General features: G+C 68.9%; 20 protein-coding genes and 1 riboswitch. Of the genes, 11 read left to right on the plus strand and 9 right to left on the minus strand.

The window, feature by feature from the left end; all coding sequences use genetic code 11:
• The first annotated feature begins 94 nt into the window (after positions 1-94).
• From FOZ74_RS08095 to FOZ74_RS08105, 3 genes are all read left to right on the plus strand, one after another.
• Positions 95-880, plus strand: coding sequence for a Stp1/IreP family PP2C-type Ser/Thr phosphatase (locus tag FOZ74_RS08095; RefSeq protein ID WP_146912585.1), 786 nt, complete (start codon positions 95-97; stop codon positions 878-880).
• A gap of 25 nt (positions 881-905) precedes the next feature.
• Positions 906-1,508: an FHA domain-containing protein gene (locus FOZ74_RS08100; RefSeq protein WP_146912586.1), complete on the plus strand. Its 603-nt coding sequence runs from the start codon at positions 906-908 to the stop codon at positions 1,506-1,508.
• Positions 1,509-1,634: 126 nt separating this feature from the next.
• Positions 1,635-2,426, plus strand: coding sequence for an MBL fold metallo-hydrolase (locus tag FOZ74_RS08105; RefSeq protein ID WP_146912587.1), 792 nt, complete (start codon positions 1,635-1,637; stop codon positions 2,424-2,426).
• A 9-nt stretch (positions 2,427-2,435) separates the two neighbouring features.
• Here FOZ74_RS08105 and metH read toward each other — a convergent pair whose 3' ends face one another.
• Entirely contained in the window at positions 2,436-5,177 is a 2,742-nt protein-coding gene (gene metH, locus FOZ74_RS08110; protein ID WP_222434193.1) for a methionine synthase, read from the minus strand.
• A gap of 32 nt (positions 5,178-5,209) precedes the next feature.
• Positions 5,210-5,290, minus strand: a riboswitch (S-adenosyl-L-homocysteine riboswitch).
• A gap of 101 nt (positions 5,291-5,391) precedes the next feature.
• Between metH and FOZ74_RS08115 the strand changes: the two genes are divergently transcribed.
• Positions 5,392-5,643 (plus strand): GlsB/YeaQ/YmgE family stress response membrane protein, encoded by a 252-nt coding sequence (locus tag FOZ74_RS08115; RefSeq protein WP_146912588.1) that lies wholly within the window; start codon positions 5,392-5,394, stop codon positions 5,641-5,643.
• 16 nt (positions 5,644-5,659) lie between these two features.
• On the opposite strand, the gene FOZ74_RS08120 is transcribed toward FOZ74_RS08115, so the two are convergent.
• From FOZ74_RS08120 to FOZ74_RS08135, 4 genes are all read right to left on the minus strand, one after another.
• Positions 5,660-7,144 (minus strand): glycosyltransferase family 39 protein, encoded by a 1,485-nt coding sequence (locus FOZ74_RS08120; RefSeq protein ID WP_146912589.1) that lies wholly within the window; start codon positions 7,142-7,144, stop codon positions 5,660-5,662.
• Positions 7,145-7,194: 50 nt separating this feature from the next.
• Positions 7,195-7,944 (minus strand): hypothetical protein, encoded by a 750-nt coding sequence (locus FOZ74_RS08125; protein WP_146912590.1) that lies wholly within the window; start codon positions 7,942-7,944, stop codon positions 7,195-7,197.
• A 4-nt stretch (positions 7,945-7,948) separates the two neighbouring features.
• Entirely contained in the window at positions 7,949-10,114 is a 2,166-nt protein-coding gene (gene dinG / locus FOZ74_RS08130; protein WP_146912591.1) for an ATP-dependent DNA helicase DinG, read from the minus strand.
• Positions 10,115-10,277: 163 nt separating this feature from the next.
• Positions 10,278-10,526, minus strand: coding sequence for an ATP-binding protein (locus tag FOZ74_RS08135; RefSeq protein ID WP_146912592.1), 249 nt, complete (start codon positions 10,524-10,526; stop codon positions 10,278-10,280).
• A 93-nt stretch (positions 10,527-10,619) separates the two neighbouring features.
• Between FOZ74_RS08135 and aptA the strand changes: the two genes are divergently transcribed.
• From aptA to FOZ74_RS16305, 5 genes are all read left to right on the plus strand, one after another.
• A complete protein-coding gene (aptA, locus tag FOZ74_RS08140; RefSeq protein WP_146912593.1) occupies positions 10,620-11,984 on the plus strand; it encodes an omega-aminotransferase AptA in 1,365 nt (454 codons plus the stop codon).
• Positions 11,985-12,210: 226 nt separating this feature from the next.
• On the plus strand, positions 12,211-14,526 hold the full coding sequence (locus FOZ74_RS08145) for an NADP-dependent malic enzyme (RefSeq protein ID WP_146912594.1): 2,316 nt from the start codon (positions 12,211-12,213) through the stop codon (positions 14,524-14,526).
• Between the two features lie 159 nt (positions 14,527-14,685).
• Positions 14,686-15,087, plus strand: a complete 402-nt coding sequence (locus FOZ74_RS08150; protein WP_146912595.1) for a guanyl-specific ribonuclease — start codon at positions 14,686-14,688, stop codon at positions 15,085-15,087.
• Positions 15,088-15,196: 109 nt separating this feature from the next.
• Positions 15,197-15,622 carry a barstar family protein gene (locus FOZ74_RS08155; protein WP_146912596.1) on the plus strand — a complete coding sequence of 142 codons (426 nt, stop codon included), beginning with the start codon at positions 15,197-15,199 and terminating at the stop codon, positions 15,620-15,622.
• 74 nt (positions 15,623-15,696) lie between these two features.
• Entirely contained in the window at positions 15,697-15,828 is a 132-nt protein-coding gene (locus FOZ74_RS16305) for a hypothetical protein (RefSeq protein WP_255437508.1), read from the plus strand.
• Positions 15,829-15,832: 4 nt separating this feature from the next.
• Here FOZ74_RS16305 and rsmA read toward each other — a convergent pair whose 3' ends face one another.
• From rsmA to FOZ74_RS08170, 3 genes are read right to left on the minus strand one after another with little or no spacing between them, the layout of a single operon-like run.
• Entirely contained in the window at positions 15,833-16,606 is a 774-nt protein-coding gene (gene rsmA, locus FOZ74_RS08160; RefSeq protein WP_146912597.1) for a 16S rRNA (adenine(1518)-N(6)/adenine(1519)-N(6))-dimethyltransferase RsmA, read from the minus strand.
• Positions 16,603-18,042, minus strand: a complete 1,440-nt coding sequence (locus FOZ74_RS08165; RefSeq protein ID WP_146912598.1) for a peptidylprolyl isomerase — start codon at positions 18,040-18,042, stop codon at positions 16,603-16,605. Before FOZ74_RS08165 ends, rsmA begins: the two co-directional genes overlap by 4 nt.
• Positions 18,043-18,071: 29 nt before the next feature.
• Positions 18,072-20,441: an LPS-assembly protein LptD gene (locus FOZ74_RS08170; protein WP_349291068.1), complete on the minus strand. Its 2,370-nt coding sequence runs from the start codon at positions 20,439-20,441 to the stop codon at positions 18,072-18,074.
• A gap of 99 nt (positions 20,442-20,540) precedes the next feature.
• Between FOZ74_RS08170 and FOZ74_RS08175 the strand changes: the two genes are divergently transcribed.
• Together FOZ74_RS08175 and FOZ74_RS08180 are read left to right on the plus strand one after the other, a co-directional pair.
• Positions 20,541-21,713 carry an aminoglycoside phosphotransferase family protein gene (locus FOZ74_RS08175; protein ID WP_146912600.1) on the plus strand — a complete coding sequence of 391 codons (1,173 nt, stop codon included), beginning with the start codon at positions 20,541-20,543 and terminating at the stop codon, positions 21,711-21,713.
• 55 nt (positions 21,714-21,768) lie between these two features.
• The gene (locus tag FOZ74_RS08180) at positions 21,769-22,476 is read left to right on the plus strand and encodes a 16S rRNA (uracil(1498)-N(3))-methyltransferase (protein ID WP_146912601.1); all 708 of its coding nucleotides are present in this window, start codon (positions 21,769-21,771) and stop codon (positions 22,474-22,476) included.
• A 4-nt stretch (positions 22,477-22,480) separates the two neighbouring features.
• Here FOZ74_RS08180 and FOZ74_RS08185 read toward each other — a convergent pair whose 3' ends face one another.
• Positions 22,481-23,350, minus strand: a complete 870-nt coding sequence (locus FOZ74_RS08185) for an alpha/beta hydrolase (RefSeq protein ID WP_146912602.1) — start codon at positions 23,348-23,350, stop codon at positions 22,481-22,483.
• Positions 23,351-23,396 lie beyond the last annotated feature (46 nt).

Here is a 23,396-nt window from a genome sequence, read left to right on the forward strand (position 1 = left end):
CTTTTTTCGCATGGGGCGGCATGATTTGCAATCTTTTGCAGATCCGGCGCCCGGCGGTGTTACAAACCTCCGTTCATCCAGACCGGCTTGACCGATGCCCTTGCCCCTGACCTACGAGTTTTGCGCGCGCACCGACACAGGCCGGGTGCGCAGCAACAACGAGGACTCGGTGGCCGTGAGCCGCGACGCGCGCATGGTCATCGTGGCCGACGGCATGGGCGGCTACAACGCCGGTGAGGTGGCCAGCGTGATGGCAGTGCAGATCCTGAACCGGGAGCTGCGCAACCGCCTGGTGGCCGCCGGCGGCGCCGCCGACGGAGAGCTGGTGCGCGAGATGCTGGCCACGGGCGTGGAGCGCGCCAATGCCGCGATCTACCAGGCAGCGAAGGCGCATGCCCACTACGCCGGCATGGGCACGACGCTGGTGGCCGGTCTGTTCGGCGACGAGCGGGTCATCATCGGCCACATCGGCGATTCACGCGCCTACCTGTTGCGCGGGCGCCGCCTGAGCCGCCTCACGCGCGACCACACCTGGCTGCAGGAACAGGTGGACAAGGGCGTGATGACGCCGCAGCAGGCGCAGCGCTCGGGCATGCGCAGCCTGCTCACGCGCGCCATTGGCGTGGACCCCAGGGTTCGGCTGGAGATCAACGAATTCCCCGTGCAGGACGCCGATCTGTTCCTGTTTTGCTCCGACGGCCTGACCGACAGCATCGACGACGCCGAGCTGGCCATCTTGCTGCGCGACCCGCTGCCGCTGCCCAGACTTGCCGAGCGACTGATACAGCAGGGCAACGCCCTGGGCGGGCGCGACAACATCAGCGTCCTGCTGGTGCGCGCCATTGAGCCGGGCGCTGCGGCGCCTGGCGATCCCGGATAATTGCGCAAGAGAGAGGAAACATTGCATGCCCAGTCTGGTTTTTCTGCTTGACGGAGCGGTAGTCAAGGAGGTCGAGCTCGTCAAGCCCCGCACGACGCTCGGGCGACGCCCCAACAACGATATCGTCATCGACAACCTCACCGTCAGCGGCGAACACGCGGTGCTGCACATGCAGGGGCATGCGGTGGAGGTCGAAGACCTGCAAAGCACCAACGGCACCTTCGTCAACGGCCAGCCGGTCGAGCGCCAGCTGCTGCGCGACGGCGACCAGATCATCATCGGCAAGTACGAGGTGCGCTTTGCCGACGCGCGCCAGCGCTTTGCCAGCGCGCCGCAGCCGGCGGCGGTAGCGGCGCCGGTATCCGCTCCCCAGAGTGCCCTGGTGCGCGTGCTCACCGGGCCGGGTGCGGGACGCGAGGTGCAGCTGACCAAGGTCGTGACCACGCTGGGCAAGCCCGGCGAGTCGGTGGCCTCCATCACGCACCGCCCGCACGGTTATGTGCTGGCGCAGGTCGACGGCAATACGCCGCCTTCGGTCAACGGGCAGGACGTGGCCGAACCCCGCGCGCTCGCGCACGGCGACCGCATCCGGCTGGCCGACGTGGAGATGGAGTTCACGCTGCGGTGAGGCCTCTTGCGGGCATTCCCCACGGATAATGCCGCCCAGTGCCCGGGCGGCGCGCTGAGCGGTGGCGGGCGCCGGCACGCTGTTTGCAGGCTGTATGGCATGAGCATGAAGTGTGGGTAGCAAACCATGAAGGTAAGCGTGCTGGGATGCAGTGGCTCCATCGCCCGCGGTTGCCGCACGACCGCCTTCCTGCTGGGCGAGCATGTGCTGGTCGACGCCGGCACCGGTGTGGGTGAGCTCAGCGTGGCGCAGATGCGCGCGGTCAGCCACGTCTTTCTGAGCCATTCGCACCTGGACCACATCGCCGCGCTGCCGTTGCTGCTCGATACCGTGGGCAGCCGCCGCGCCGCGCCCCTGCAGGTGTTCGCCTTGCCACAGACCATCGAGGCCTTGCGCCGGCATGTGTTCAACGACGTCATCTGGCCCGACTTCACGCGCATCCCCAGCACCCGGGCGCCCATGGTGCAGCTGCACCCCATCGGCGTGGGCGACGTGCTGGTGGCGGCCGGCATCACGCTGGAGGTGCTGGCCGCGCGCCACAGCGTGCCGGCCGTGGGCTATGCGGCGCGCGGCCAGGGCGCGTGGTGGGTGTTCAGCGGCGACACCGAAGGGCAGGAGCCGGCCTTCTGGCAGCGCGTCAACGCGCTGCAGGCCGAGGCGCCCGGCGTCGGCGCGCTGGTGATCGAAACCGCCTTCAGCGACCGCGAGCAGGTGCTGGCGCGCAAGAGCGCGCACCTGTCGCCTTCCAGCCTGGCGCAGGAGCTGGCCCAGTTGCAGCCCAGGGGGCGCTTCCCGATCTACCTGTCTCACTTCAAGCCCAGCGAGGGAGCAAGCATCCTGGCCGAAGTGCGCGCACTTGAGGCCGATGGGGCGCTGCAGATCATCGACCTGCAGACGGTGGATGAACTGCGACTCTGACGAGCGGTATCAGCCCAGGTTCTGCGCCAGGCGCTGGCGCAACCCGTCCAGGTCCATGCCGCGGCGTGCGGCCATGTCCTGGACCTGGTCCTCGCCGATCTGGCCGACGCTGAAGTAGGTCGATTCCGGGTGCGCCAGGTAGAAACCGCTGACGCTCGAGGGCGGGATCATCGCGAAGCTGTCGGTCACCTCGATGCCGACTTCGGGTGCATCCAGCGTGGCAAACAGCGTGCTCTTGACCGTGTGGTCGGGGCAGGCCGGATAGCCCGGCGCCGGGCGGATGCCCTGGTACTTTTCGGCGATCATCGCGTCGCGATCCAGAGCTTCATCCTTGGCATAGCCCCAGAGGTCGCGGCGCACCCGTGCATGCAGGCATTCGGCGAACGATTCGGCCAGGCGGTCGCACAGCGCCTTGAAGGTGATGTTGGAATAGTCGTCGAGCTGCGCGAGGAATTCCTGCTCCTTCTTCTCCGCCCCTATGCCGGCCGTCACCGCGAACATGCCGGCATAGTCCTTGATGCCTGACTCTTTGGGGGCCACGAAGTCGGCCAGGCAGCGGCTGGGGCGCATCACGCCATTGACCGGTGTCTTTTCGGTCTGCTGGCGCAGGCCGTACCAGGTCATCAGGACCTCGGTGCGCGACTCGTCGGTATAGAACTCGATGTCGTCGCCCACGCGGTTGGCCGGATACAGCCCGATCACGCCGTTGGCCTGCACCCAGCGGCCTTCGACGATCTTCTTGAGCATGGCCTGGCCGTCGGCGAATACCTTGCGCGCCTCCTCGCCCACCACCTCGTCCTGCAGGATGCGCGGGTAGCCGCCCGCCAGGTCCCAGGTCTGGAAGAACGGTCCCCAATCGAGGTACTTGATGATTTCGGCCAGGTCGAAATTCACGAAGGTGCGTCGCCCCAGCACCCGCGGCGCCGTGGGCCTGAAATGCGTGAAGTCCACCGGCGTGGCATTGGCGCGCGAGCGCTCCAGCGACCACAGGGGCACGCGCTTCTTCTTGGCGTGCAGCTCGCGCACGTGGGCGTAGTCGGTCTGGATCTCGGCCAGGTAATCGGCGCGCCCCTCACCCAGCAGGCTCTGCGCCACGCCCACGCTGCGCGAGGCGTCGGGCACGTAGATCACCGGTCCGTCGTATTTGGGCGCAATCTTCACCGCGGTGTGCACGCGCGAGCAGGTGGCGCCCCCGATCAGCAGCGGAATCTGCCGGCTGGTGAAGTACTCGTCCTTGTTCATCTCGGCGGCCACGTGCTGCATCTCTTCAAGGCTGGGCGTGATCAGGCCCGAGACGCCGACCATGTCGGCCTGCAGCTCCTTGGCCTTGGCCAGCAGCTCGTGCGAAGGCACCATCACTCCGAGATTGACCACCTCGAAGTTGTTGCATTGCAAGACCACGGTGACGATGTTCTTGCCGATGTCGTGCACGTCGCCCTTGACGGTGCACACCACCACCTTGCCCTTGCTGGAGATGTCGATGCCGGCCGCCTTTTGCGCCTCTTTCTCGGCCTCGATATAGGGTACGAGGTGGGCGACGGCCTGCTTCATCACGCGCGCGCTCTTGACCACCTGGGGCAGGAACATCTTGCCCGCGCCGAACAGGTCGCCGACGACGTTCATGCCATCCATCAACGGCCCCTCGATCACCGCCAGCGGGCGGGCGCCGCCCTGCACGCAGATCTGCTGGTAGGCCTCCTCGGTGTCGGCCACGATGAAGTCGGTGATGCCGTGCACCAGCGCATGCGTGAGGCGCTCGCCCACCGGCGCCGGCGCATCGGGAGTGCCGCGCCACTCCAGCTTCTTGCCCTCGTCGCGCGCGGCGCCCTTGGCGCTTTCGGCAATTTCCAGCAGGCGCTCGGCCGCGTCGGGGCGGCGGTTGAGCACCACGTCTTCCACGCGCTCGCGCAGCTCGGGCTCCAGGTCGTCGTAGACGCCGATCATTCCGGCGTTGACGATGCCCATGTCCAGCCCCGCCTTGATCGAGTGGTAGAGAAAGACCGTGTGGATGGCCTCGCGCACCGGGTCGTTGCCGCGAAACGAAAAGCTCACGTTGGAGATGCCGCCCGAGACCTTGGCGCCCGGCAGGTTCTGCTTGATCCAGCGCGTGGCCTCGATGAAGTCGATGCCGTTTCGCGCGTGCTCCTCGATGCCGGTGGCGATGGGAAAGACGTTGGGGTCGAAGATGATGTCCTCGGGCGGGAAGCCGACTTCGTCGACCAGGATGCGGTAGGCGCGCTCGCAGATCTCGATGCGCCGCGCCAGCGTATCGGCCTGACCCTGCTCGTCGAAGGCCATCACGACGGCGGCAGCGCCGTAGCGCTTGACGAGGCGCGCGTGCTGCTTGAACTCCTCCACGCCCTCCTTCATGCTGATGGAGTTGACGATGCCCTTGCCCTGCAGGCACTGAAGGCCGGCCTCGATCACCTCCCACTTGGAGGAATCGACCATCACCGGCACCTTGGCGATGTCGGGCTCGGAGCCGAGCATGCGCAGGAAGCGCACCATCGCGGCCTTGCCGTCGAGCATGGCCTCGTCCATGTTCACGTCGATGATCTGCGCGCCGTTTTCCACCTGCTGGCGCGCCACCGACAGCGCCTCTTCGTACTGCTCGGCGATGATCATGCGCGCGAACGCCTTGGAGCCGGTGACGTTGGTGCGTTCGCCGACGTTGACGAACAGCGAATCGTCGTCGATGAACACCGGCTCCAGGCCGGAGAGCTTCATGGGAGGGGGGGCAGCGACAGACATCGATCTCACCTGCGCGGAACGTGCGCGACGTAAACAGGTGAGCGCCGTTGGAGGAAATCCGCGTTTTCAAGCCTGACGGGCACGAATGGCCCGCTGCAGCGCTCCTTGAAAAGGTTAGGCAATTTTATCGATGAGTGGCGCGCGCTGCAGTGCAGGGGCCAATGAGGCGCCGTAAGATGCCTCATCGTTTTGCCAGACATCACAAGGCCTCATCATGCTCAGCTTGCTTGGAACCGCGCTTATCGGACTCGTCGTCGGCTTCATCGCCCGGGCCATCAAACCCGGGAACGACAAGATGGGCTGGATCATGACCTGCGTGCTGGGCATCGCGGGCTCGTTCGCCGCCACCTATGCAGGGCAGGCCCTGGGGTGGTACCAGGTGGGGCAGTCGGCGGGCTGGATCGCCTCGGTGGTCGGAGCGATCGTGCTGCTGTTGATTTACGGCCTCCTGCGCAGGAAATCCTGATCGACCCGCGCGAGTCTCATCGCGCGCAAGCCGCGGGCACGTAGGCGCGCCAGTGCAGTGTCCAGGGCTCGCCGTCATGGGGCCAGCGCAACTGCCATTGGCCGCCGTGCCAGGAGCCATCGGCGGGAAGCCGATCCATCAGCGCCGCATGCCCTGACGGGTCATCGCCCGTCTGCCACAGCCATAGCCCACCGCGCGTTCGCAGGCGCTCCGGAGTGACCCAGGGGGATAAACGGGCGTCGCCGCCGATCAGGACCGACGGGCCGCTCGCCCGGGTGGCCGCGACCAGGCCCGACAGCCAGTCGTCTCCGGCCACGACGTCCAACGGGCAGTGGCTGAGCTTTTGCCAGGTGCGCTGGGCATTTTGCGCCAGGGCCGCCTGCGGCCAATCGGTACGCGCGGGGCGCTGGCGCCACTGGGCGCCGTAGGCCAGGGCCAGGCCGCTCAAGACCGAAACGGACACCAGCCAAAGCGCCAGTCCGCGCAACAAGCGGGGCCGTGCCGGGGCCAGCCAGGACTGGGGCCAAAGAGCCATCAGCAGCATTGCGCTGAAGGCCCACATCGGCACGCCCCACATGCCGCGCAAACGCGCACCCGTGACCACGCCAAGCAAGGTGACCAGCACGCCCGATCCCAGGGCCAGCGTCAGCACGTACCCTGGCCAGCGGCAGTGCCATCGCCACTGCGCCGCGCCCGCGCGCCTTGCACCCGATAGCGCCAGCAGGGCGATCACCGCCAGAGGCAGGTGGTTCAAGACTTGCGTGCCCAGGAAGCCAAGGGCCGCCCAGCGAGGATGGGCCGTGGTGGCCTCGGCGCGCGCGCTGGCATAGGCCATGGGAAGCCAATCGGTTTGCCACAGCCAATATAGATGCGGGGCAAACACCGCCAGCCCGACCAGCGCCGCCAGATACGGCCCGGGCTGCGAAAAGACCTGTCGCCGCGCGAACAGCAGGTACAGCCCCTGTACCGCCAGCAGAATCGCCACGGAATATTTGGTCAGCATGCCCAGCCCGGCGCACAGCCCCCACAGCAGCCAATCGCGCCGACGTCCGTCCTGCAGCGCCGCCAGCAGGCTGTAGCCCAGGGCCGCCCACAAGGGCATTTGCGCGATGTTGTGGTTGAATTCCAGCGCTGGCCGTGTGTAGTAGGCCACCGCCATGGTCAGCGCGGCGGCCAGGAAAGCGCGCTCACGATCCATCACGCGCAGGGCCGTGCGCCATACCAGCCACAGCGTCAGCGCGATGCATAGCTGACTCAGCAGAAACGGACCGGTCTTTCCCAGCAGCATGTGGAACACATGCAGCACCCAGGGGGCCAGGGGCGGGTGCTTGTAATAACCCCATTGCCATTCGCGGCCCCAGGTCAGGCTTTCGGTCACGTCCAGGGGAAGGCTGTCTATCAGCAGGGGCGGCAGCACGGACCACGCCAACAGGTACAACGAGGCAAGCACGCAGCAGGCGTACCCGGCAAGGAACAGGCGCGATCCGGCGGTCGATCTCATGGATGACGTCTACCGGATTGGCGTGGGCGCATGGGTGGCTTGAGCGTTCATCAACGCACCGGCAGGAACTGCAGCAGCCCCGCGCCCAGCAGGCTCTGCACGTAGTTGATCGCGGCGCGGCGCATGCGCTCGTCGGCGAGCTGGGCCAGCAGATCCAGGCGCGCGATGATCTTGCCGAATTCGCGCTCGAAGCTCAGGTTGCGCGTGCCGTCGGGTGCGATCTCGTTGGCCAGCAGCAGCGGCTGGCCGCGCGCGTCGCGCCGCTGCGAAAGGATCCAGGCAGCGGTTTCCACGTTGCGCGCGGCGTTGTAGACGTGCTGCGGATCGATGCCGTCGAGCAGGTAGAAGCTCGTCTTGCCGCCGTGCGCCGTGATCAGCATGTCCGCGGTGGCCAGGACGATGGCCGCGACGCGATCCCCGGCGAACTCGCCGGACATGGCGTAGGCCATGGCGTCGATGTCGCGCCGCCCCTGCAGCGGCGCCCACGCCTGGTGCGAATCGATCGCGGTCTGGATGCGCCGCAGTGCCTGCTCGCGGCTGGCGGCGCCTCCCGCGCGCCACTGCGAGGGGTTGCGCCGGTAGAGCTTGTCGGCCAGGCGCATCAGGCTCCGCAGGTTCTCGTGCATGGCAAGCGTCGCCGCGCGGTTGAGTTCGGATTGCGCCAGTTCGCCCTGGCTGGCCGGGGCGCCATGGACCTCGCCGCGCGTCGTCGGCGCGGGGCTGGAGCAGCCCAGCAGCAGCGCGGCGGCCATCAGGGCCAGTCCGTGGCCGAAGTGATGAAGGCGTCGCGCGACGTGCATGGGGTCATTCGGATGCGTCGGCCAGTGCGGGGCGTTCGAGCAGCGTGAAGGCGGGCAGGCCGCGCAGCAGGCGGCGGCCGTAGCCGGTGTGCAGCAGGCGCTTGTCGTAGCAGGTCACCTGCGCGTGATCGTCCTCGCTGCGGATCGCGCGGCCCACCCATTGCGCCAGCCGCATGGCGGTGGCGGGCACGACGAGGTCCATGAAGGGGTCGCCGCCGCTGGCGCGCAGCCATTCGGCGCGCGCCTCGTCCACGGGTTCGTCGGGCGGGCTGAAGGGCAGCTTGGTGATGAAGAGCGATTCGCACAGCCGCCCCGGCAGGTCCAGCCCCTCGCCAAACGACTGCAGACCGAAGATGATGGACGCGAGGCCGCCCGTCACGCGCTCGCGGTGCTTCGCCAGCAGTTTCAGCCGCGGCAGCTGTCCCTGCACCAGCACCGTGGCGCGCAGCGCGTGCGGCAGCTGCTCCACGGCCTGGCGCATCTGCTCGCGCGAGGTGAACAGCACCAGCGCGCCGCTTTGCACCCGCGCGAGGTCCTGCAGCAGGGCCTCGATCATCTGCCGGGTGAAGAGCGCCACTTCGCGCGGCGCGGCGAGCGTGCCGCCGGCCGTCAGGGTGCCCTGGCGGGGGTAGTCGAAGGGGCTGGCGACCTGCAGGGCCGTCACGTCCGGGCAATCGGCCAGACCGGCTTCGCGCAGGAAGAAGTCGAAGCTGCCGCAGCTGGCGAGCGTGGCCGAGGTCAGCACCGCCGCGCGCACCGATGACCACAAGTGCGTGGCGAGCGCCGCGCCGGGCAGCAGGGGGCTGGCGTGCGCGCGCACCACGATGGCGCCGCCGTCGCTGTGCAGGGTGAACCACTTGGCCGCCGGGGCGCCGCCTTCGCCGGGCTCCTGCAGCAGCAGGGAAGCGGTCGCGTGCACGGCTTCGAGCCGGGGTGCGAGCTGGCCCACCTGGGCATACAGCTGCGACAGGCGCCGTGCGTCGTGCGGTTCCTCGCGGATGTGTTCGCGCAAGGCCTTGGAGATGGCGCGCAGGCCCTCCAGAAAGTCGCCAGCGTGTTGCAGCACCTGGGCGAGTGCCGTGGACAGTGCCTCGGGCAGCTGCCCCTGCGGCACGCGCGCGCGGTGGCTGGCGCCGTGGCCAGGCGTGCGGGCCGCGGTGTCCCGCAGCGGCGCGCCGTACAGGTCGATGACGAGGCGCTCGGTGTCCTGCAGGGCCACGCGCAAGCGGCTGCTGCTGGCCGCCACGTCGCTGCCGTCGTCCACCCGCACCTGGGTGCCCACGCGCAGCGCGCGGGCGGCGAGCTGCTGCAGCCAGGCCAGGCGCGAGACGTCCATCTCGCAGGCGAACTGCGCCAGCGCGGTTTTCGGCAGGTGATGGGCCTCGTCGATGATGAGCAGGCAGTTGTCCAGGTCGGGCAGCAGCCGCGCGCCGATGGAGGACAGCAGCAGGTCGTGGTTGGCCACGATCACCTGCGCCGCCACCAGCTCCTTGCGGCGCTCGTAATAGGTGCAGACGGAAAACAGCGGGCAGTGCCGGCCGGTGCAGGTGTGCGCCACGGCGGCCACCGGCGCCCACAGCGCGGGGTCGGGCGGCGTCGCGAGCTGGTCGCGGTCGCCGTCCCACTGGCCGCTGGCCAGGTCGTCGGCCAGGCCCTTGTAGAACGCGCCGCGCGACGGTGCGGACTCCGCATCGCCGGGCGCGGCCTCGTCCGGGAAGAGGCCGTCTTCCTGGGCGGGATCGTCCCCCGCCAGGCGTTCGAGCTTGAGCTTGCAGACATAGCGCGCGCGCCCCTTGGCCAGGGCAAAGGTGAAGGGCTGGGGCAGGGCGGCGGCCAGCGCGGGCAGGTCCTTGTGCACGAGCTGCTCCTGCAGCGCCACGGTGGCGGTGGCGATCAGCACCCGCGTGCCGCGCGCCAGCGCCATCTGGATCGCGGGCGCGGCGTAGGCGAGCGACTTGCCCACGCCGGTGCCGGCTTCGATGACGGCGATGGCGCGTTGGGCGCTCTCGCCGTCGTCCACCTCACGTCGCAGCTGCGCCTGCGCCAGGGTCTGCGCCACCTGCCGCGCCATCTCCCGCTGGCCCGCGCGCGCGCGCAGGCCCGGCGTCGACGCGACCACGGCGTCGAACTGCCGCAGGGCCTCGGCGTCAAGGGAAGAGCCTGGCGTCAACGAACTGTCCGCGGGAAACACATGACCGGGATGCTAAGGCAAGGCAGAACACTCTTTTCGCGTGCCCGCCATTTCACCCTGAAGCCGCGTGCCCGGCATGGCGCCCGCGTGTCCGGTTTTGTCCGGACCAGTGCAGGTGACCGCGAAGACGCCTGGGTCTGTGTCAGTTCGGAGGATTGCGGCGCACCATGGCGATGGCATCGAAGGGGCAGCGCACGGCACACAGGGCGCAGCCCGTGCAGGCGTCGGCGTCGTCCAGGAAGGAGCGCTTGGCCGCGCCCGGCACTTCCTCCAGAGGGTGCAGCGAAAGCACGTGCGGCGGGCATGCCGCCACGCACCAGCCGCAGCCGGTGCAGCGCTCCAGATCGATGGCCGGTATGGCCTTGAAGGCCCCTGACATGCGTGCGAGCATGCCACGGCGCACAATGTCGACACCGGATCAACGTTTTCGCGGTGGCGTGCCTTGCGCGGGCCCGCCCCGAGGTTTGACCACAGGAGAACCGCCATGAATTTCGCCGTGATGGATGAAGCCCCCGCATCCGCCGCCACGCCTCGCCGCGATGCGGCGTGGCTGCAGGCGCACTGGATGCCGTTTTCGGCCAACCGCGACTTCAAGGCGCAGCCGCGCATGATCGTGAGCGGCCAGGGCGCCTACTACACCGATGCCGACGGCCGCAAGATCTTCGACGGCCTCTCGGGCCTGTGGACCACGGGCCTGGGGCACGGCCGCAAGGAGATCACCCAAGCCGTGAGCCAGGCGGTGGGCACGCTGGACTACGCGCCCGCGTTCCAGTTCGGCCACCCCGCGTCGTTCGAGCTGGCCAACCGCATCAAGGCGCACATGCCCGAGGGCCTGGACTACGTGTTCTTCACCTGCTCGGGCTCGGAAGCGGCCGACACGTCCCTGAAGATGGCGCGCGCCTACTGGCGCGCCCGGGGGCAGGCGGGCAAGACGCGCCTGGTCGGCCGCGAGAAGGGCTACCACGGCGTGAACTACGGCGGCATCTCGGTGGGCGGCATGGCGGGCAACCGCAAGGCCTTCGGGCAGGGCATCGAGGCCGACCACCTGCCGCACACCCAGCCGCCGCCGGGCTCGTTTCACCGCGGCATGCCGCCGCTCGACGGCCAGGCGCTGGCAGACCGGCTGCTGGACGTGATTGCGCTGCACGACGCGAGCACCATCGCCGCGGTCATCGTCGAGCCTTTCTCCGGCTCGGCCGGCGTGGTGATCCCGCCCGCGGGCTATCTGCAGCGCCTGCGCGAGATCTGCACGCAAAACGACATCCTGCTGATCTTCGACGAGGTGATCACCGGCTTTGGTCGCGCCGGCGGCTGGACCGGCTCGGAGGTCTTTGGCGTGACGCCGGACATCCTGAACTTTGCCAAGCAGGTCACCAATGGTGCGCAGCCGCTGGGCGGGTGCGTGGCGAGCAAGGAGATCTACGACACTTTCCTGCGCACCGCGGGCCCCGACTACCTGCTGGAATTCCCGCACGGCTACACCTACTCGGCCCATCCGGTGGCTTGCGCCGCGGGCAATGCCACGCTGCAGCTGCTCGAAGCCGAGGATGCGCCGGCGCGGGTGCGCGCGCTCGCACCGGTGTTTGAAAACCTGGTGCATGGGCTCAAGGGCGCACGGCATGTGCAAGACATTCGCAACTACGGCCTGGCGGCGGGTTTTACCATCGAGCAGCTGCCGGGCGAGCCGGGACGGCGCCCCTGGGAGATCGCCATGGCGTGCTGGCGCAAGGGCTTCTACGTGCGCTATGGTGGCGACAGCATCCAGCTTGCTCCGCCCTTCATCAGCACCGAGGCCGAGCTCGAGCGCCTGCTCGACGCGCTGGGAGAATCGCTGCAGCAGACGGCCTGAGGCCGCAAGCGCAGCGGCGCCGACCCCCTGCCTTGCCCGGCGGGCCCGTCGCCCTTGCGTATGCGGCTTCGGCGGGCTGCGCGGATCGGCTGGGCGCCGCCGGGTTCTCGCGGTGCCTACCCGCGACGGTTGACGCCCAAGCGCGAATATCGTATACAAAAACGTATACAAAACCATGCTGAACCGCTGGCGCCCGCGCGCGGCCAGCCACCAAGGGGCTTCATCCATGCCAGACATGTCCGCTTCCGATACCTCCGCCGCCGACAAGCGCGAAGTGCTGCGCCGCGCTGCGCTCGAATACCACGAACACCCCAAGCCCGGCAAGATTTCCATCCACCCGACCAAGCAGATGGTCAGCCGCCACGACCTGGCGCTGGCCTATTCGCCCGGCGTGGCCGCGCCCTGTGAGGAGATCGTCAAGGACCCGACCGCGGCGTTTCGCTATACCGCGCGCGGCAACCTGGTGGGCGTGGTGACCAATGGCACGGCGGTGCTGGGCCTGGGCGACATCGGACCGCTGGCCGGCAAGCCGGTGATGGAAGGCAAGGGGGTGCTGTTCAAGAAGTTCTCGGGCATCGACGTCTTCGACATCGAGATCAACGAGAAGGACCCGGACAAGCTCGTCGAAATCATCGCGGCGCTGGAGCCGACCTTTGGCGGCATCAACCTCGAAGACATCAAGGCGCCGGACTGCTTCTACGTGGAGCGCAAGCTGCGCGAGCGCATGAACATTCCGGTGTTCCATGACGACCAGCATGGCACGGCCATCGTCGTCGGTGCCGCGGTGCTCAATGCGCTGCAGGTGGCGGGCAAGGACATTGGCGCGGTCAAGCTCGTGGCCTCGGGCGCGGGCGCGGCGGCGCTGGCCTGCCTGGGCCTGCTGGTCAAGCTCGGCCTGCCGCGCGAGAACATCTGGGTCAGCGACATCGCCGGCGTGGTCTACCAGGGCCGCACCGAGCTGATGGATGAGGCCAAGGCGCAGTTCGCGCAGCCGACCGAGGCGCGCCAGCTGACCGAGATCATCGACGGCGCGGACATCTTCCTCGGCTTGTCGGCCGGCGGCGTGCTCAAGCAGGAGATGGTGCGCAAGATGGCGGCCAACCCGCTCATCTTCGCGCTGGCCAATCCCAATCCCGAGATCACGCCGGAGGAAGTCAAGGCGGTGCGCGGCGATGCCATCATCGCCACCGGCCGCAGCGACTACCCCAACCAGGTCAACAACGTCCTGTGCTTTCCGTACGTGTTTCGCGGCGCGTTGGACAGCGGGGCGACCACGATCACCACCGAGATGGAGATCGCCGCGGTGCGCGCCATTGCCGAGCTCGCGCGCGCCGAACAGAGCGAAGTGGTGGCGGCGGCCTATGCGGGCGAGCAGCTCTCCTTCGGCCCCGAATACCTGATCCCCAAGCCTTTCGATCCGCGTCTGATGATGAAGATTGCGCCCGCGGTGGCGCAGGCGGCGATGGACAGCGGGGTGGCCAGCCGCCCGATCGCCGACATCGAGGCCTACCGCGACCACCTGCAGACCTTCGTCTATGCCTCGGGCACGATGATGAAGCCGGTGTTCATGGCCGCGCGCCAGGCCGAGCTCAAGCGCGTGGCCTTCTCCGAAGGCGAGGAAGAGCGCGTGCTGCGCGCTGCGCAGATCGTCTTTGACGAGCGCATCGCCCGGCCCACGCTGATCGGGCGACCGGCCATCATTGCCCAGCGCATCGAGAAATTCGGCCTGCGTCTGCAGGAAGGGCGCGACTACGACGTGGTCAACGTCGAGCACGACGACCGCTACCGCGGCTTCTGGCAGACCTACCACCGCATGACCGAGAGGAAGGGCGTGACGGTGCCGATCGCGCGCATCGAGATGCGCCGGCGTTTGACCCTGATCGGCTCCATGCTGCTGCACACCGGCGAGGTCGACGGCCTGATCTGCGGCACCTGGGGCAATACCGCGCACCACCTGCAATACATCGATCAGGTGATAGGCAAGCGCACCGGCGTCAACACCTATGCCTGCATGAACGCGCTGCTGCTGCCCGAGCGCGAGGTATTCATCGTGGACACCCACGTGAATTACGACCCCAGCGCCGAGCAGCTCGCTGAAATCACCGTCATGGCGGCCGAGGAGATCCTGCGTTTCGGCATCACGCCCAAGGCTGCGTTGCTGTCGCACTCCAACTTCGGCTCCAGCCAGCAGCCCAGCGCGGTCAAGATGCGCCGCACGCTGGAGCTGCTGCAGGCCCAGGCGCCGTGGCTCGATGTCGAGGGCGAGATGCATGGCGACGTGGCGCTGGACGAGCAGGCGCGCCAGATGCTGATGCCCAACACCACCATGACCGGCAGCTGCAACCTGCTGGTGATGCCCAACATCGATGCGGCCAACATCGCCTACAACCTGCTCAAGACGGCGGCCGGTGGCGGCATCGCGATCGGCCCGATGCTGCTGGGCGCGGCGGCGCCGGTACAGGTGCTCACCCCCAGCGCCACGGTGCGGCGCATCGTCAATATGGTTGCCTTGACCGTGACGGATGCCAACGCCGCGCAGTGAGGGATCGTCGGCCCTTTCTCCGGGAAAACCCTGGGCTTATTGCCTAAAAACCGTGCAATCGCTTGATTTTTGAGCAGGAACTTGTCACACTAGCACGTTTTGATTTCGGGTAAACCCTAGCCACGTGGTGGCGCCCGGGTTGGTCGAGGGCCGTCGTCGATGTCGAATGCATTCACCACCGGTGGGCGCCAGTGGGTCGCGGCCGCGCTGCTGGGCAGCCTCTGCTTGTGGGGGTCCGTCGGCGCCCGTCACCCCGCACCCGTGGTCCCGGCAGCGGCAAGCGTGGCCCTGGCCGAGCTGCCGGCGCCAGCGCGCAGCACCTATGTGCGCATCCACCAGGGTGGCCCTTTCCCCCATGACAAGGATGGTTCCGTGTTTGGCAATTACGAGCGGCAGCTGCCCGCGCGCCGGCGAGGTTATTACCGCGAATACACCGTGCGCACCCCGGGAGTCCGTGGTCGGGGCGCGCGGCGCATCGTTTGCGGCGGCGCGCCGCGCACTCCGGATGCCTGCTACTACACCGGCGATCACTACGCCAGTTTTCGATTGATCGCGCAGTAGTACTGCGCCCATGTTGCGGGAACACACCATGCCAGCGATTCATGCCTTGAGACCCATCGTGACCGAGGCCGAACCCTTTTTTGGACTTTTGAAAGAAAGAGCAGCGGAGATGGACATGCCACTTCGTCAGGACGATGAGAACTTGCTGCGCAACGTGCGGCCCAACATCGTGCAGTCGATCCGTGCGTTTCGCGTGCACGATCTGCAGGAGACGGCCGCGCGCCTGGGCCACCACTTTCTCTATGCCAACCTGGCCCATGCGCAGACCAAGCAGGATGTGCTGGATCTGCTGGGCGAGCAGTTCCTGCTGCCGGCGCACTTCGGCAAGAACCTGGATGCGCTCTACGACTGCATGACCGATCCGCTGCACAAGGCGGGGCCGCAGCCGGGATTCGTGGTGGTGCTCGAGCAGATTCCGGCCACCGTGAAGTTCGACAAGGAAGCGCGCGAGCAGCTGCTCGACATCTTCCGCGACGCTGCCGAATATTGGGGCGAGAGGCGCATCGCGTTTCGCTGCTTCTATTCTTTTCTGTAGCCCGTTCCGCCACCTTTGGCCCTGCGGAACGGGCTGACGAGGCCGAGCAGCCCGGTGCGCTCGCCTCCCTGGCCGTGCAAGAGCTGCGCACCGACGCGGAAACGGGCGAGAAGCTGCCCACCGACAAGCTCCTCGACGTCTCCCCCCTGGCGCTGCGCATGAGCAGCCCCTTCAACAGCAGCTATTGGCTGGTGGACGCGGCCTGAGAGCTCAGTGCGGGCCGGCGACCGCCTGCAGCGCCTGCGCCAGCGCCACGTATTCGTGCACCGGCACCTCCTGCGCGCGCCGCTGCAAATCGAACTCGCCCTCGTAGCCGCGCGCCGCCAGCCACGGTTGCAGCGGGTGGCGCAGCAGCTTGCGCCGCTGGCTGAAGGCCGCCTGCACCAGTGCGGACAGCAGCCGCGCGTCCACCGGCGCGGGCCGCTGCAGCGCGACCATGCGCACCACCGCGCTGTCCACCTTCGGGGGCGGTTCGAAGCTGGCGGGCGGCACCCGCAGCAGGTCCTCCATCTCGTAGCGCCACTGCAGCATCACCGCCAGGCGCCCATAGTCGTGGCTGTCGCACGGCGCGACCATGCGCTCGACCACCTCTTTTTGCAGCATGAAATGCTGGTCCTCGATCTGTTCGGCAAACTCCAGCAGGTGAAACAGAATCGGGGTGGAGATGTTGTAGGGCAGGTTGCCGACTACGCGCAGCTTGCGCCCGGGCGGCACCAGCGGTGAAAAATCCACCTTCAGCACGTCCGCCTCGATCACCGTGAGCTGCGCGTTGCGGCGCAGGCGCGCGGCCAGATCGCGGTCGAGCTCTATCACGGTGAGCTCGCCCAGGCGCTCGAGCAGTGGCTCGGTCAGCGCCGCCAGGCCCGGGCCGATTTCCACCATGGCCTGGCCGGGCTGCGGCGCTATCGCGCGCACGATGGCGTCGATGACCGAAAGGTCGGCCAGGAAGTGCTGGCCGAAGCGCTTGCGCGGCAGGTGTTTCACCGCGGCGGCTCGCGCAGCTCCACGTAGGCGCGGGCGCGCTCCTCGCGCAGCCAGTTGGCGTAGGCCTCTTCGAGCTTCTTCTCGCGCACCGCCTCGCGCACCATGTCGCGTTGCTGGCGCTGGGTCAGCTGTACCTGGCGGCGATCCACCAGCTCGATCAGGTGCACGCCAAAGCGCGTCACCACCGGCTGGCTGACCTCGCCGGGCTGCAGCTGGTCGAGCGCCTGCTGGAATTCGGGCACGAAGCGCCCCGGGAAGGACCAGCCGAGGTCGCCGCCTTCCGACGCGCTCGCGTCCTGCGAATACTCGCGCGCCAGCGATTCAAAGCTCGCCTGCCCGCGCTCGATGCGCTGGCGCAGCTCGCCCAGCTGCGCGGCCGCCTGCGCCTCGCTCAGCTTGGGGCCAGTGTTGAGCAGGATGTGGCGCGCGTGCGTCTGCACCGCCATGGTGGGCATGCCGCTGCGCGAGCGCTCGAGCACCTTGAGGATGTGAAAGCCCGCGGCCGAGCGCACCGGGCCGACGAAGTCGCCGACCGCTGTCCTGGCCGTCGCTTCCAGGAAGAGTTCGGGGTAGCGGTCCATGGGGCGCAGGCCGGTTTCGCCGCCGCTGCGCCCCTCGGGCGCGTCCGAATACTCGCGCGCCAGCGCGGCAAAGTCGCCGCCGGCCTGCAGCTTGGTGACGACTTCCTGCGCGCGCTCGCGCCGCTGCTGCACTTCGGCGGGGCTGGCGTTCTCCGGCACTTCAATCAGGATGTGGCCCAGGTTCAGCGCCTGGGCGCTCGCGGCTGCCGCGCCCTGCTGCTGCATGAACTGGTCGATGTCGGCGTCGCTGACCTTCACGCGCGACTCCACGTCGCGCTCGCGGATGCGCAGCATCAGCAGCTGGTTCTGCAGCTCCTGGCGGAACTGCGCGACGCTGATGCCGTCCTGCGCGAGCTGGCGGTGCAGGCCCTCGATGCCGATGCCGTTCTGCTGCGCCACCGAGCGCTCGGCCTGGTCCACGGCCCAGCTGTCCGCCTTGATGCCGGCCTCGCGCGCCAGTTGCACCTGAATGCGTTCGCTGATCAGGCGTTCGAGCACCTCGTGCATGAGCTGCTCGCGCGGTGGCAGCGTGGCCAGACCCTGGGTTTGCAGCTGCTCGAGCACGCGGGCGGTGCGCGCGCGCACTTCGTTGTTGGTGATGGGTTCGGAATTGACCACGGCCACGATGTAGTCGGCTGGCTGCGCCACGGCGGAGGCATTGGCCGGCGCCGCCGCTGCGGCCGCTGCGGTGCCGACGGCTGCAGGTGCCGGCTTGGCCGCGGGGGGCGGCGCAGAGGCCGCGGGCGCGGCCGGCTTGCGCGGCGCCGTGCGGCCCTGGGCCCAGGCGGGCGGCAAGGCCGCAAGCGCCAGCGTCATCAGGCAGCCCAGGGCGAGAAAGCGTACACGTGGTGTCATGGCGGATCGTAAGGTGCCGTGTCAAGCGCTCAATCGTAGCGGGTGAAACGGCTGGGGGCGGGGGTGTCGCTCTCCAGCGTCTGGTAGCCCGGCACGTTCTGTTGCAGGCTGGCGAGCGGATTGTTGCCGAAGGACAGGCGCGACAAGCCCTTGAGCTCCAGCTGCAGCAGGATGCGGGTGTTGGAGCTGGCCAGGCCCGTCTGCAGGCGTTCGAGCACCAGACGCCCGGTCCAGCAGCAGCTCTGGTATTCGGCGCCGACGATGGCGTCGACCACCCGCCGGTCGGGCAGGCTGTAGTTGATGCGGCCCACGCCGTACCAGCGCCCGCCCGAGCGCCGGGCGTTGTCTTCACGCGCGAGCGAGAGCAGCTCGCCGATCGGCCACTGCCAGCCCAGGTCCACCTGGCGCGAGGCCACCGTGTAGGGCCCGGTCACTTCCTGCTTGCGGTAGGCGAGGCTGAGCGTGTGGTACTTGGCCGGGGTGTAGCGCGCCGCGATGGTGGCGCGCATTGAGCGGCGCTCCTTGGGGTTGTACTGGAAGACGGCGTCCAGCCCCCATTGCGGCGTCCAGTGGATGCCCGCGCCCAGCAGCACGTCCGACAGGTGCTCGCTCACCGGCGGCATGCCCGGCATGGTCACCTTCTGATCGGAAAAGCGCAGGCGCTGGGCGATGCCCAGGCGCACCGCCTCGGCGCCGGTGCCGGGGTCGAGCAGGCGCGTGGTCACGCCCAGGGTCAGCAAGTTGTTGTCGGCGATGCGGTCGTTGCCACCGAAGGAATTCTCGGTGTAGATGGAGGCGAAGTTGAAGTCCGTCTGTGCGCTGTCGTACACCGGCAGCATGCTCTGGTCGCGGTAGGGCGTGTAGGTGTAGAAGGCGCGCGGCTCCAGCGTCTGCAGGAAGTCGCGCCCGAACCACCGCGCGTCGCGCTCGAAGACCAGGCCGCTGTCCAGGCTGAAGGTGGGCAGCACGCGCGTGACGCTGCGCTGGCCGCTGCCCAGCGGCGCGTCAAAGCCGTAGCGCGTGGCGTGCAGCTGCAGGCGCGGGGTGACGAAGCTTGCCGGCGTGAGCCAGGGGCGGCTGAGCTGGGCGACGAAGTAGCTGCGCCGGGCGTTGGGCTGGTTGTAGAAGCTGCGGTCCCCGTGGAAGTTGGTGTGGTCCGCGTCCAGGCGCAGGTCCAGCCCCGAGCGCAGCGCGCTGGGCGCATAGCTCCAGTGCAGCTGGGGCAGCAGGTCGTAGGGCGGGGTGATGGGCGCGCTCGCGTCCTGCAGCGTCTGCCACTTGAGCGTGCGCAGGCTCAGCGTGTGGGCGCCGCCCGACCAGTTCAGGTTCGCGTCCGCGGGCAGCAGGCGCTCGGCCGTCACGTCCAGCGGGTTGTAGCTGCTGGAGCCGCGCTGCGGAAAATCGCGCCAGTAGTCGTTGTCGCTCGCGCGCCGGGCGTTCAGCGACAGGCCCAGGTCGCCCCAGGGCGAGCCGATCCGCGCGGTGTGCTTGACGCTGGCGAGCCAGCGGCTGCGCTGGCGCAGCTTGTCGTCGGGCATGAAGTTCAGCCCGAGCTCGCCGCCGTAGCGCGGCTCGAGGTAGCGAAACTGCGTCTCCAGCCCCAGCCCGCGGCGCGTCATCAGCGTGGGCGTGAAGGTGGCGTCGCGGTTGGGCGCGATGTTCCAGTACCAGGGCTGGGCGTAGACGAAGCCGCTGGTGCTGTCCAGCGCCAGCGTGGGCGGCAGCAGCCCGGTCTTGCGCTTGCTCGACAGCGGAAAGCTGATCCAGGGCGTGGCCAGTATCGGCACGCCCTTGAATTCGAGCACCGCGTTCATGGCCGTGCCCGTGTCCTCGACCTTGTCGATGCGCAGCGTGCGCGCGCGTAATACCCAGTCCGGCTGCCAGCTTTCCTCGTCGTCCTTCTGGCAGGTGGTGTAGCTGCCCTCGTGGGCCACCGAGCGCTCGCGGTCGATGAAATCCATGCGCGCGGCGCTGCCGTGGCCGCCGTTTTCCAGCAGCGCGTAGTCGATGTCGGTGAAAAAGCCGCTGAAGGCGTTGACCTTCAGATCCAGCAGCGTGCCGTCGTAGCGGTTGCCGCCGCGGTTGATGCGCACATGGCCGCTGGCGCGCGCGCGGTCTTCGGGTATGTCGTAGTCCATGCGGTCGGCGTGGATGACGGTGTCGCCGCGGCGCAGCTCGGCGTCGCCTTCGATGCCCACGCGCACGTCGGTCTGCCCCTGGACATGCTGGCCGCGCACGAAGGTGGGCAGGGTGTCCGCCGGGCCAGGGGCCTGTTCCTGCAGCATCGGCGTGCTCTTGAGCGCGCCGCTCTGCGCGAGCACGCCCTGGCCGCAGAGCAGCAGGGCGCAGGCGGCCAGATGGCACAGACGGCGAAGGCGGGCGGGCGGGTGCGACGGCACGAGGGCAAGAATCCAGCGCAGAGGCGGGCCAGAGAGGCTGCTGCGCGCCCATGTGGCGCCGTGCCTGACCCATACAATCGGCCATTATCCATGAGCGCCATGCCAGCACCCGCCGCCTCCCCAGTGCCCGAATGGACCGATCGCGCGCGCAAGCAGGCCTTCGATGCCTGGCTGGCGCCGCTCATGGCCGCTCACGGCCTGCAGGCGCCCAGTCTGCGTCTGGCCAGCAGCGACGCGAGCTTTCGCCGTTACCTGCGCATCGACGACGCGCACGGCACCTCGCTCGTCATCATGGACGCGCCGCCCGACAAGGAAGACTGCCACGCCTTTGCCGCGGTGCAGGCGTTGATGCAGCAGGCCGGCCTGCGCGTGCCGCAGATCCTCGCCTGGGACCAGGCGCATGGCTTCATGCTGCTCAGCGACCTGGGCGCGCAGACGGCGATCAGCCGGCTCGATGAAGAACGCCCCCAAGAAGCGCACGCCTGGTACCTGCAGGCCATCGACATCCTGGTCGACTGGCAAAAGGCCAGCCGCGAGGGCGTGCTGCCGCCCTACGACGAGGCGCTGCTGCGCCGCGAGCTGCAGCTCTTCCCCGACTGGTACGTGACGCGCCACCGCGCCGTGGCGCTGGACGAGAAGCAGCAGGCGGTGCTGGCCAGGGCGTTTGACGCCATCGTGGCGCAGAACCTCGCCGTGCCGCGCGTCTTCGTGCACCGCGACTACATGATGCGCAACCTCATCGTCGCGGATGCGGCCCCCGCGCTCGCCGCTGCGCGTGGTTCGCTGCCCCCCGGGGGCGCGCGTGTCGCCCTGGGGCGGCCCGGCGGCGAAACCGGCGAACGCCTGGGCGTGCTGGATTTTCAGGATGCGGTCTTCGGCCCCGTCACCTACGACATCGCCAGCCTGATGCGCGACGCCTTCATCAGCTGGGAGGAAGACTTCGTCATCGACCTCACGGTGCGCTACTGGGAGAAGGCGAGGAAGGCCGGCCTGCTGGGTGCGGCGAGCAGCAGCGGCTGGGGCGCGGACTTTGGCGAGTTCTACCGCGCGGTGGACTGGATGGCGCTGCAGCGCCACCTCAAAGTGGCCGGCATCTTCGCGCGCATCACGCTGCGCGACGGCAAGCCCCGGTACCTGGCGGATGCGCCGCGCTTCATCGGCTACATCCGCGCCACCTGCGCGCGCTACCGTGAGTTTGCCCCGCTGCTGCGCCTCATCGACCAGATCGAAGGCACCCAGGCACTGCAAGCTTATGCTTTCGGCAGGATTTGAATGAAATCGGCCTCAAACCCTTGCTGGGCAAGCGCAAGCAGCTATCTATCTGGATATGCCCCGGGTCTTTTGCGCTGAGGCCCTCGCGCCGGGCGAGCGGCGCCTGGGCGGGGAGGCCGCGCGCCATCTGCAGGTACTGCGCCTGCAGCCGGGCAACGCGCTGACCCTGTTTGATGGGCATGGCGGCGAATGGGCCGCGCGGGTCACGCGCATGGGCCGCAGCGAGGTGACGGTGGACGTGGAGGCGCACGCGGCCGTCGAGCGCGAGGCGGCGCGCGCGCTGCACCTGATCGTCGGCATGCCGGCCAACGAGCGCATGGACTGGCTGGTGGAAAAGGCCACCGAGCTCGGCGTCGCCGGCATCCAGCCCGTGATCACCCAGCGCAGCGTGCTGCGCCTGGAAGGCGAGCGCGCGGCCAAGCGCCTGGCGCGCTGGCAGGCGATTGCCGCGGCGGCCTGCGAGCAGTGCGGGCGCAACCGCCTGCCCCGGATGGCGGCGCCGTTGCCGCTGGAGGCCGCGCTGCGGAGCGGGCCAGCGGGGCGGCGGGTGCTGCTCTCGCCGCAGCCGGGCGGGCGCCCGGTGCGCGAGGCGGCCGGCCCGGCGCCGGTGGTGTCGCTGCTGCTGGGGCCCGAAGGCGGCCTCACGCCGCAGGAGGAGGGCGCCGCGCTCGCCCTCGGTTTTGTCCCGGCCCACCTGGGCGTGCGCGTGCTGCGCAGCGAGACCGCCGCCCTTGCTGCTGCGGCGCAATTGGCAGACTATTGAAACGCTAGCTGCTGGCGCTTGCCTGGATTGGGCTGGAGCCTCTTTTCTTCAAGAATTCGTCCAGCCAGCGCTGCAGCTCGGCATATACCGGGCCGCGGTCCAGTTCATTGAAGATCTCGTGGTACAGCCCGTCGAACTCGCGCGCCTGCAGCACGGCGGCGGGCGCCTGCTGCGCGAGCTGGCGGCAGCCCGCAGGGTCGATCATGCGGTCGCCGCTGCCCCACATCAACAGCGTGGGCACGGGCCAGCGGGGGGCGGCCGCCAGCGCACCGGCGCCGCTGCCGGTGATGAAGTGGCCCAGGCGCACGCTGATGCGATCGTGGCACAGCGGGTCGTTCACGTAGGCCGCCACCACCGCCGGGTCGTGCGACAGATCCGCGGGGTTCAGGCCGTTGCCCATGCGCAGGTCCGGCACCAGCCGCACCAGCAGCGGCACCAGCAGGCGCAGCAGCGGACTGGCCGACACCGCCAGTGCCGGCGCGGACAGCACGCAGGCATCGAGCGGGCGCAGTCCGCGCGCCGCGAAGCTGGCGGCCACCAGCGCGCCCATGCTGTGCCCCAGCAGGATGAGGGGTTCGCCCGCCGGCATGGCCGCGCGCGTGGCGTCCACCATGACGGCCAGGTCGTCCAGCAGGCGGTCGGGCTGCGGCAGCGCGCCGCGCACGCCGCTGGAGCGTCCGTGGCCGTAGTGGTCGTAGCCGCGCACCGCGCAGCCCCAGCCCCGCAGCTGGCGCGCCAGCGCGGCGTAGCGCCCGCTGTGTTCGCCCAGGCCGTGCACCAGCAGCACGCTGGCGCGCCGCTGGCCCTCGGGCAGTGGCCAGTCGGCCACATGCAGGCGTTCGCCGTCGGGGCGCGCGAGTTCGTGTTCTTGCATGGCGTTGTCTCCTGGTGGCGGTGCGGGCGGGGGCGCTGGCACAATC

The sequence above is a fragment of the Comamonas flocculans genome, from assembly GCF_007954405.1.
Taxonomy (GTDB): Bacteria; Pseudomonadota; Gammaproteobacteria; order Burkholderiales; family Burkholderiaceae_C; genus Comamonas_C; species Comamonas_C flocculans.

Bases quoted from the DNA above. Each gene is read 5' to 3' on its own strand.
- FOZ74_RS08095 (WP_146912585.1), top strand. From the start codon at position 95: ATGCCCTTGCCCCTGACCTACGAGTTTTGCGCGCGCACCGACACAGGC.
- FOZ74_RS08100 (WP_146912586.1), top strand. From the start codon at position 906: ATGCCCAGTCTGGTTTTTCTGCTTGACGGAGCGGTAGTCAAGGAGGTC.
- FOZ74_RS08105 (WP_146912587.1), top strand. From the start codon at position 1,635: ATGAAGGTAAGCGTGCTGGGATGCAGTGGCTCCATCGCCCGCGGTTGC.
- metH (WP_222434193.1), bottom strand. From the start codon at position 5,177: ATGTCTGTCGCTGCCCCCCCTCCCATGAAGCTCTCCGGCCTGGAGCCG.
- FOZ74_RS08115 (WP_146912588.1), top strand. From the start codon at position 5,392: ATGCTCAGCTTGCTTGGAACCGCGCTTATCGGACTCGTCGTCGGCTTC.
- FOZ74_RS08120 (WP_146912589.1), bottom strand. From the start codon at position 7,144: ATGAGATCGACCGCCGGATCGCGCCTGTTCCTTGCCGGGTACGCCTGC.
- FOZ74_RS08125 (WP_146912590.1), bottom strand. From the start codon at position 7,944: ATGCACGTCGCGCGACGCCTTCATCACTTCGGCCACGGACTGGCCCTG.
- FOZ74_RS08135 (WP_146912592.1), bottom strand. From the start codon at position 10,526: ATGCTCGCACGCATGTCAGGGGCCTTCAAGGCCATACCGGCCATCGAT.
- aptA (WP_146912593.1), top strand. From the start codon at position 10,620: ATGAATTTCGCCGTGATGGATGAAGCCCCCGCATCCGCCGCCACGCCT.
- FOZ74_RS08145 (WP_146912594.1), top strand. From the start codon at position 12,211: ATGCCAGACATGTCCGCTTCCGATACCTCCGCCGCCGACAAGCGCGAA.
- FOZ74_RS08150 (WP_146912595.1), top strand. From the start codon at position 14,686: ATGTCGAATGCATTCACCACCGGTGGGCGCCAGTGGGTCGCGGCCGCG.
- FOZ74_RS08155 (WP_146912596.1), top strand. From the start codon at position 15,197: ATGGACATGCCACTTCGTCAGGACGATGAGAACTTGCTGCGCAACGTG.
- FOZ74_RS08165 (WP_146912598.1), bottom strand. From the start codon at position 18,042: ATGACACCACGTGTACGCTTTCTCGCCCTGGGCTGCCTGATGACGCTG.
- FOZ74_RS08175 (WP_146912600.1), top strand. From the start codon at position 20,541: ATGCCAGCACCCGCCGCCTCCCCAGTGCCCGAATGGACCGATCGCGCG.
- FOZ74_RS08180 (WP_146912601.1), top strand. From the start codon at position 21,769: ATGCCCCGGGTCTTTTGCGCTGAGGCCCTCGCGCCGGGCGAGCGGCGC.
- FOZ74_RS08185 (WP_146912602.1), bottom strand. From the start codon at position 23,350: ATGCAAGAACACGAACTCGCGCGCCCCGACGGCGAACGCCTGCATGTG.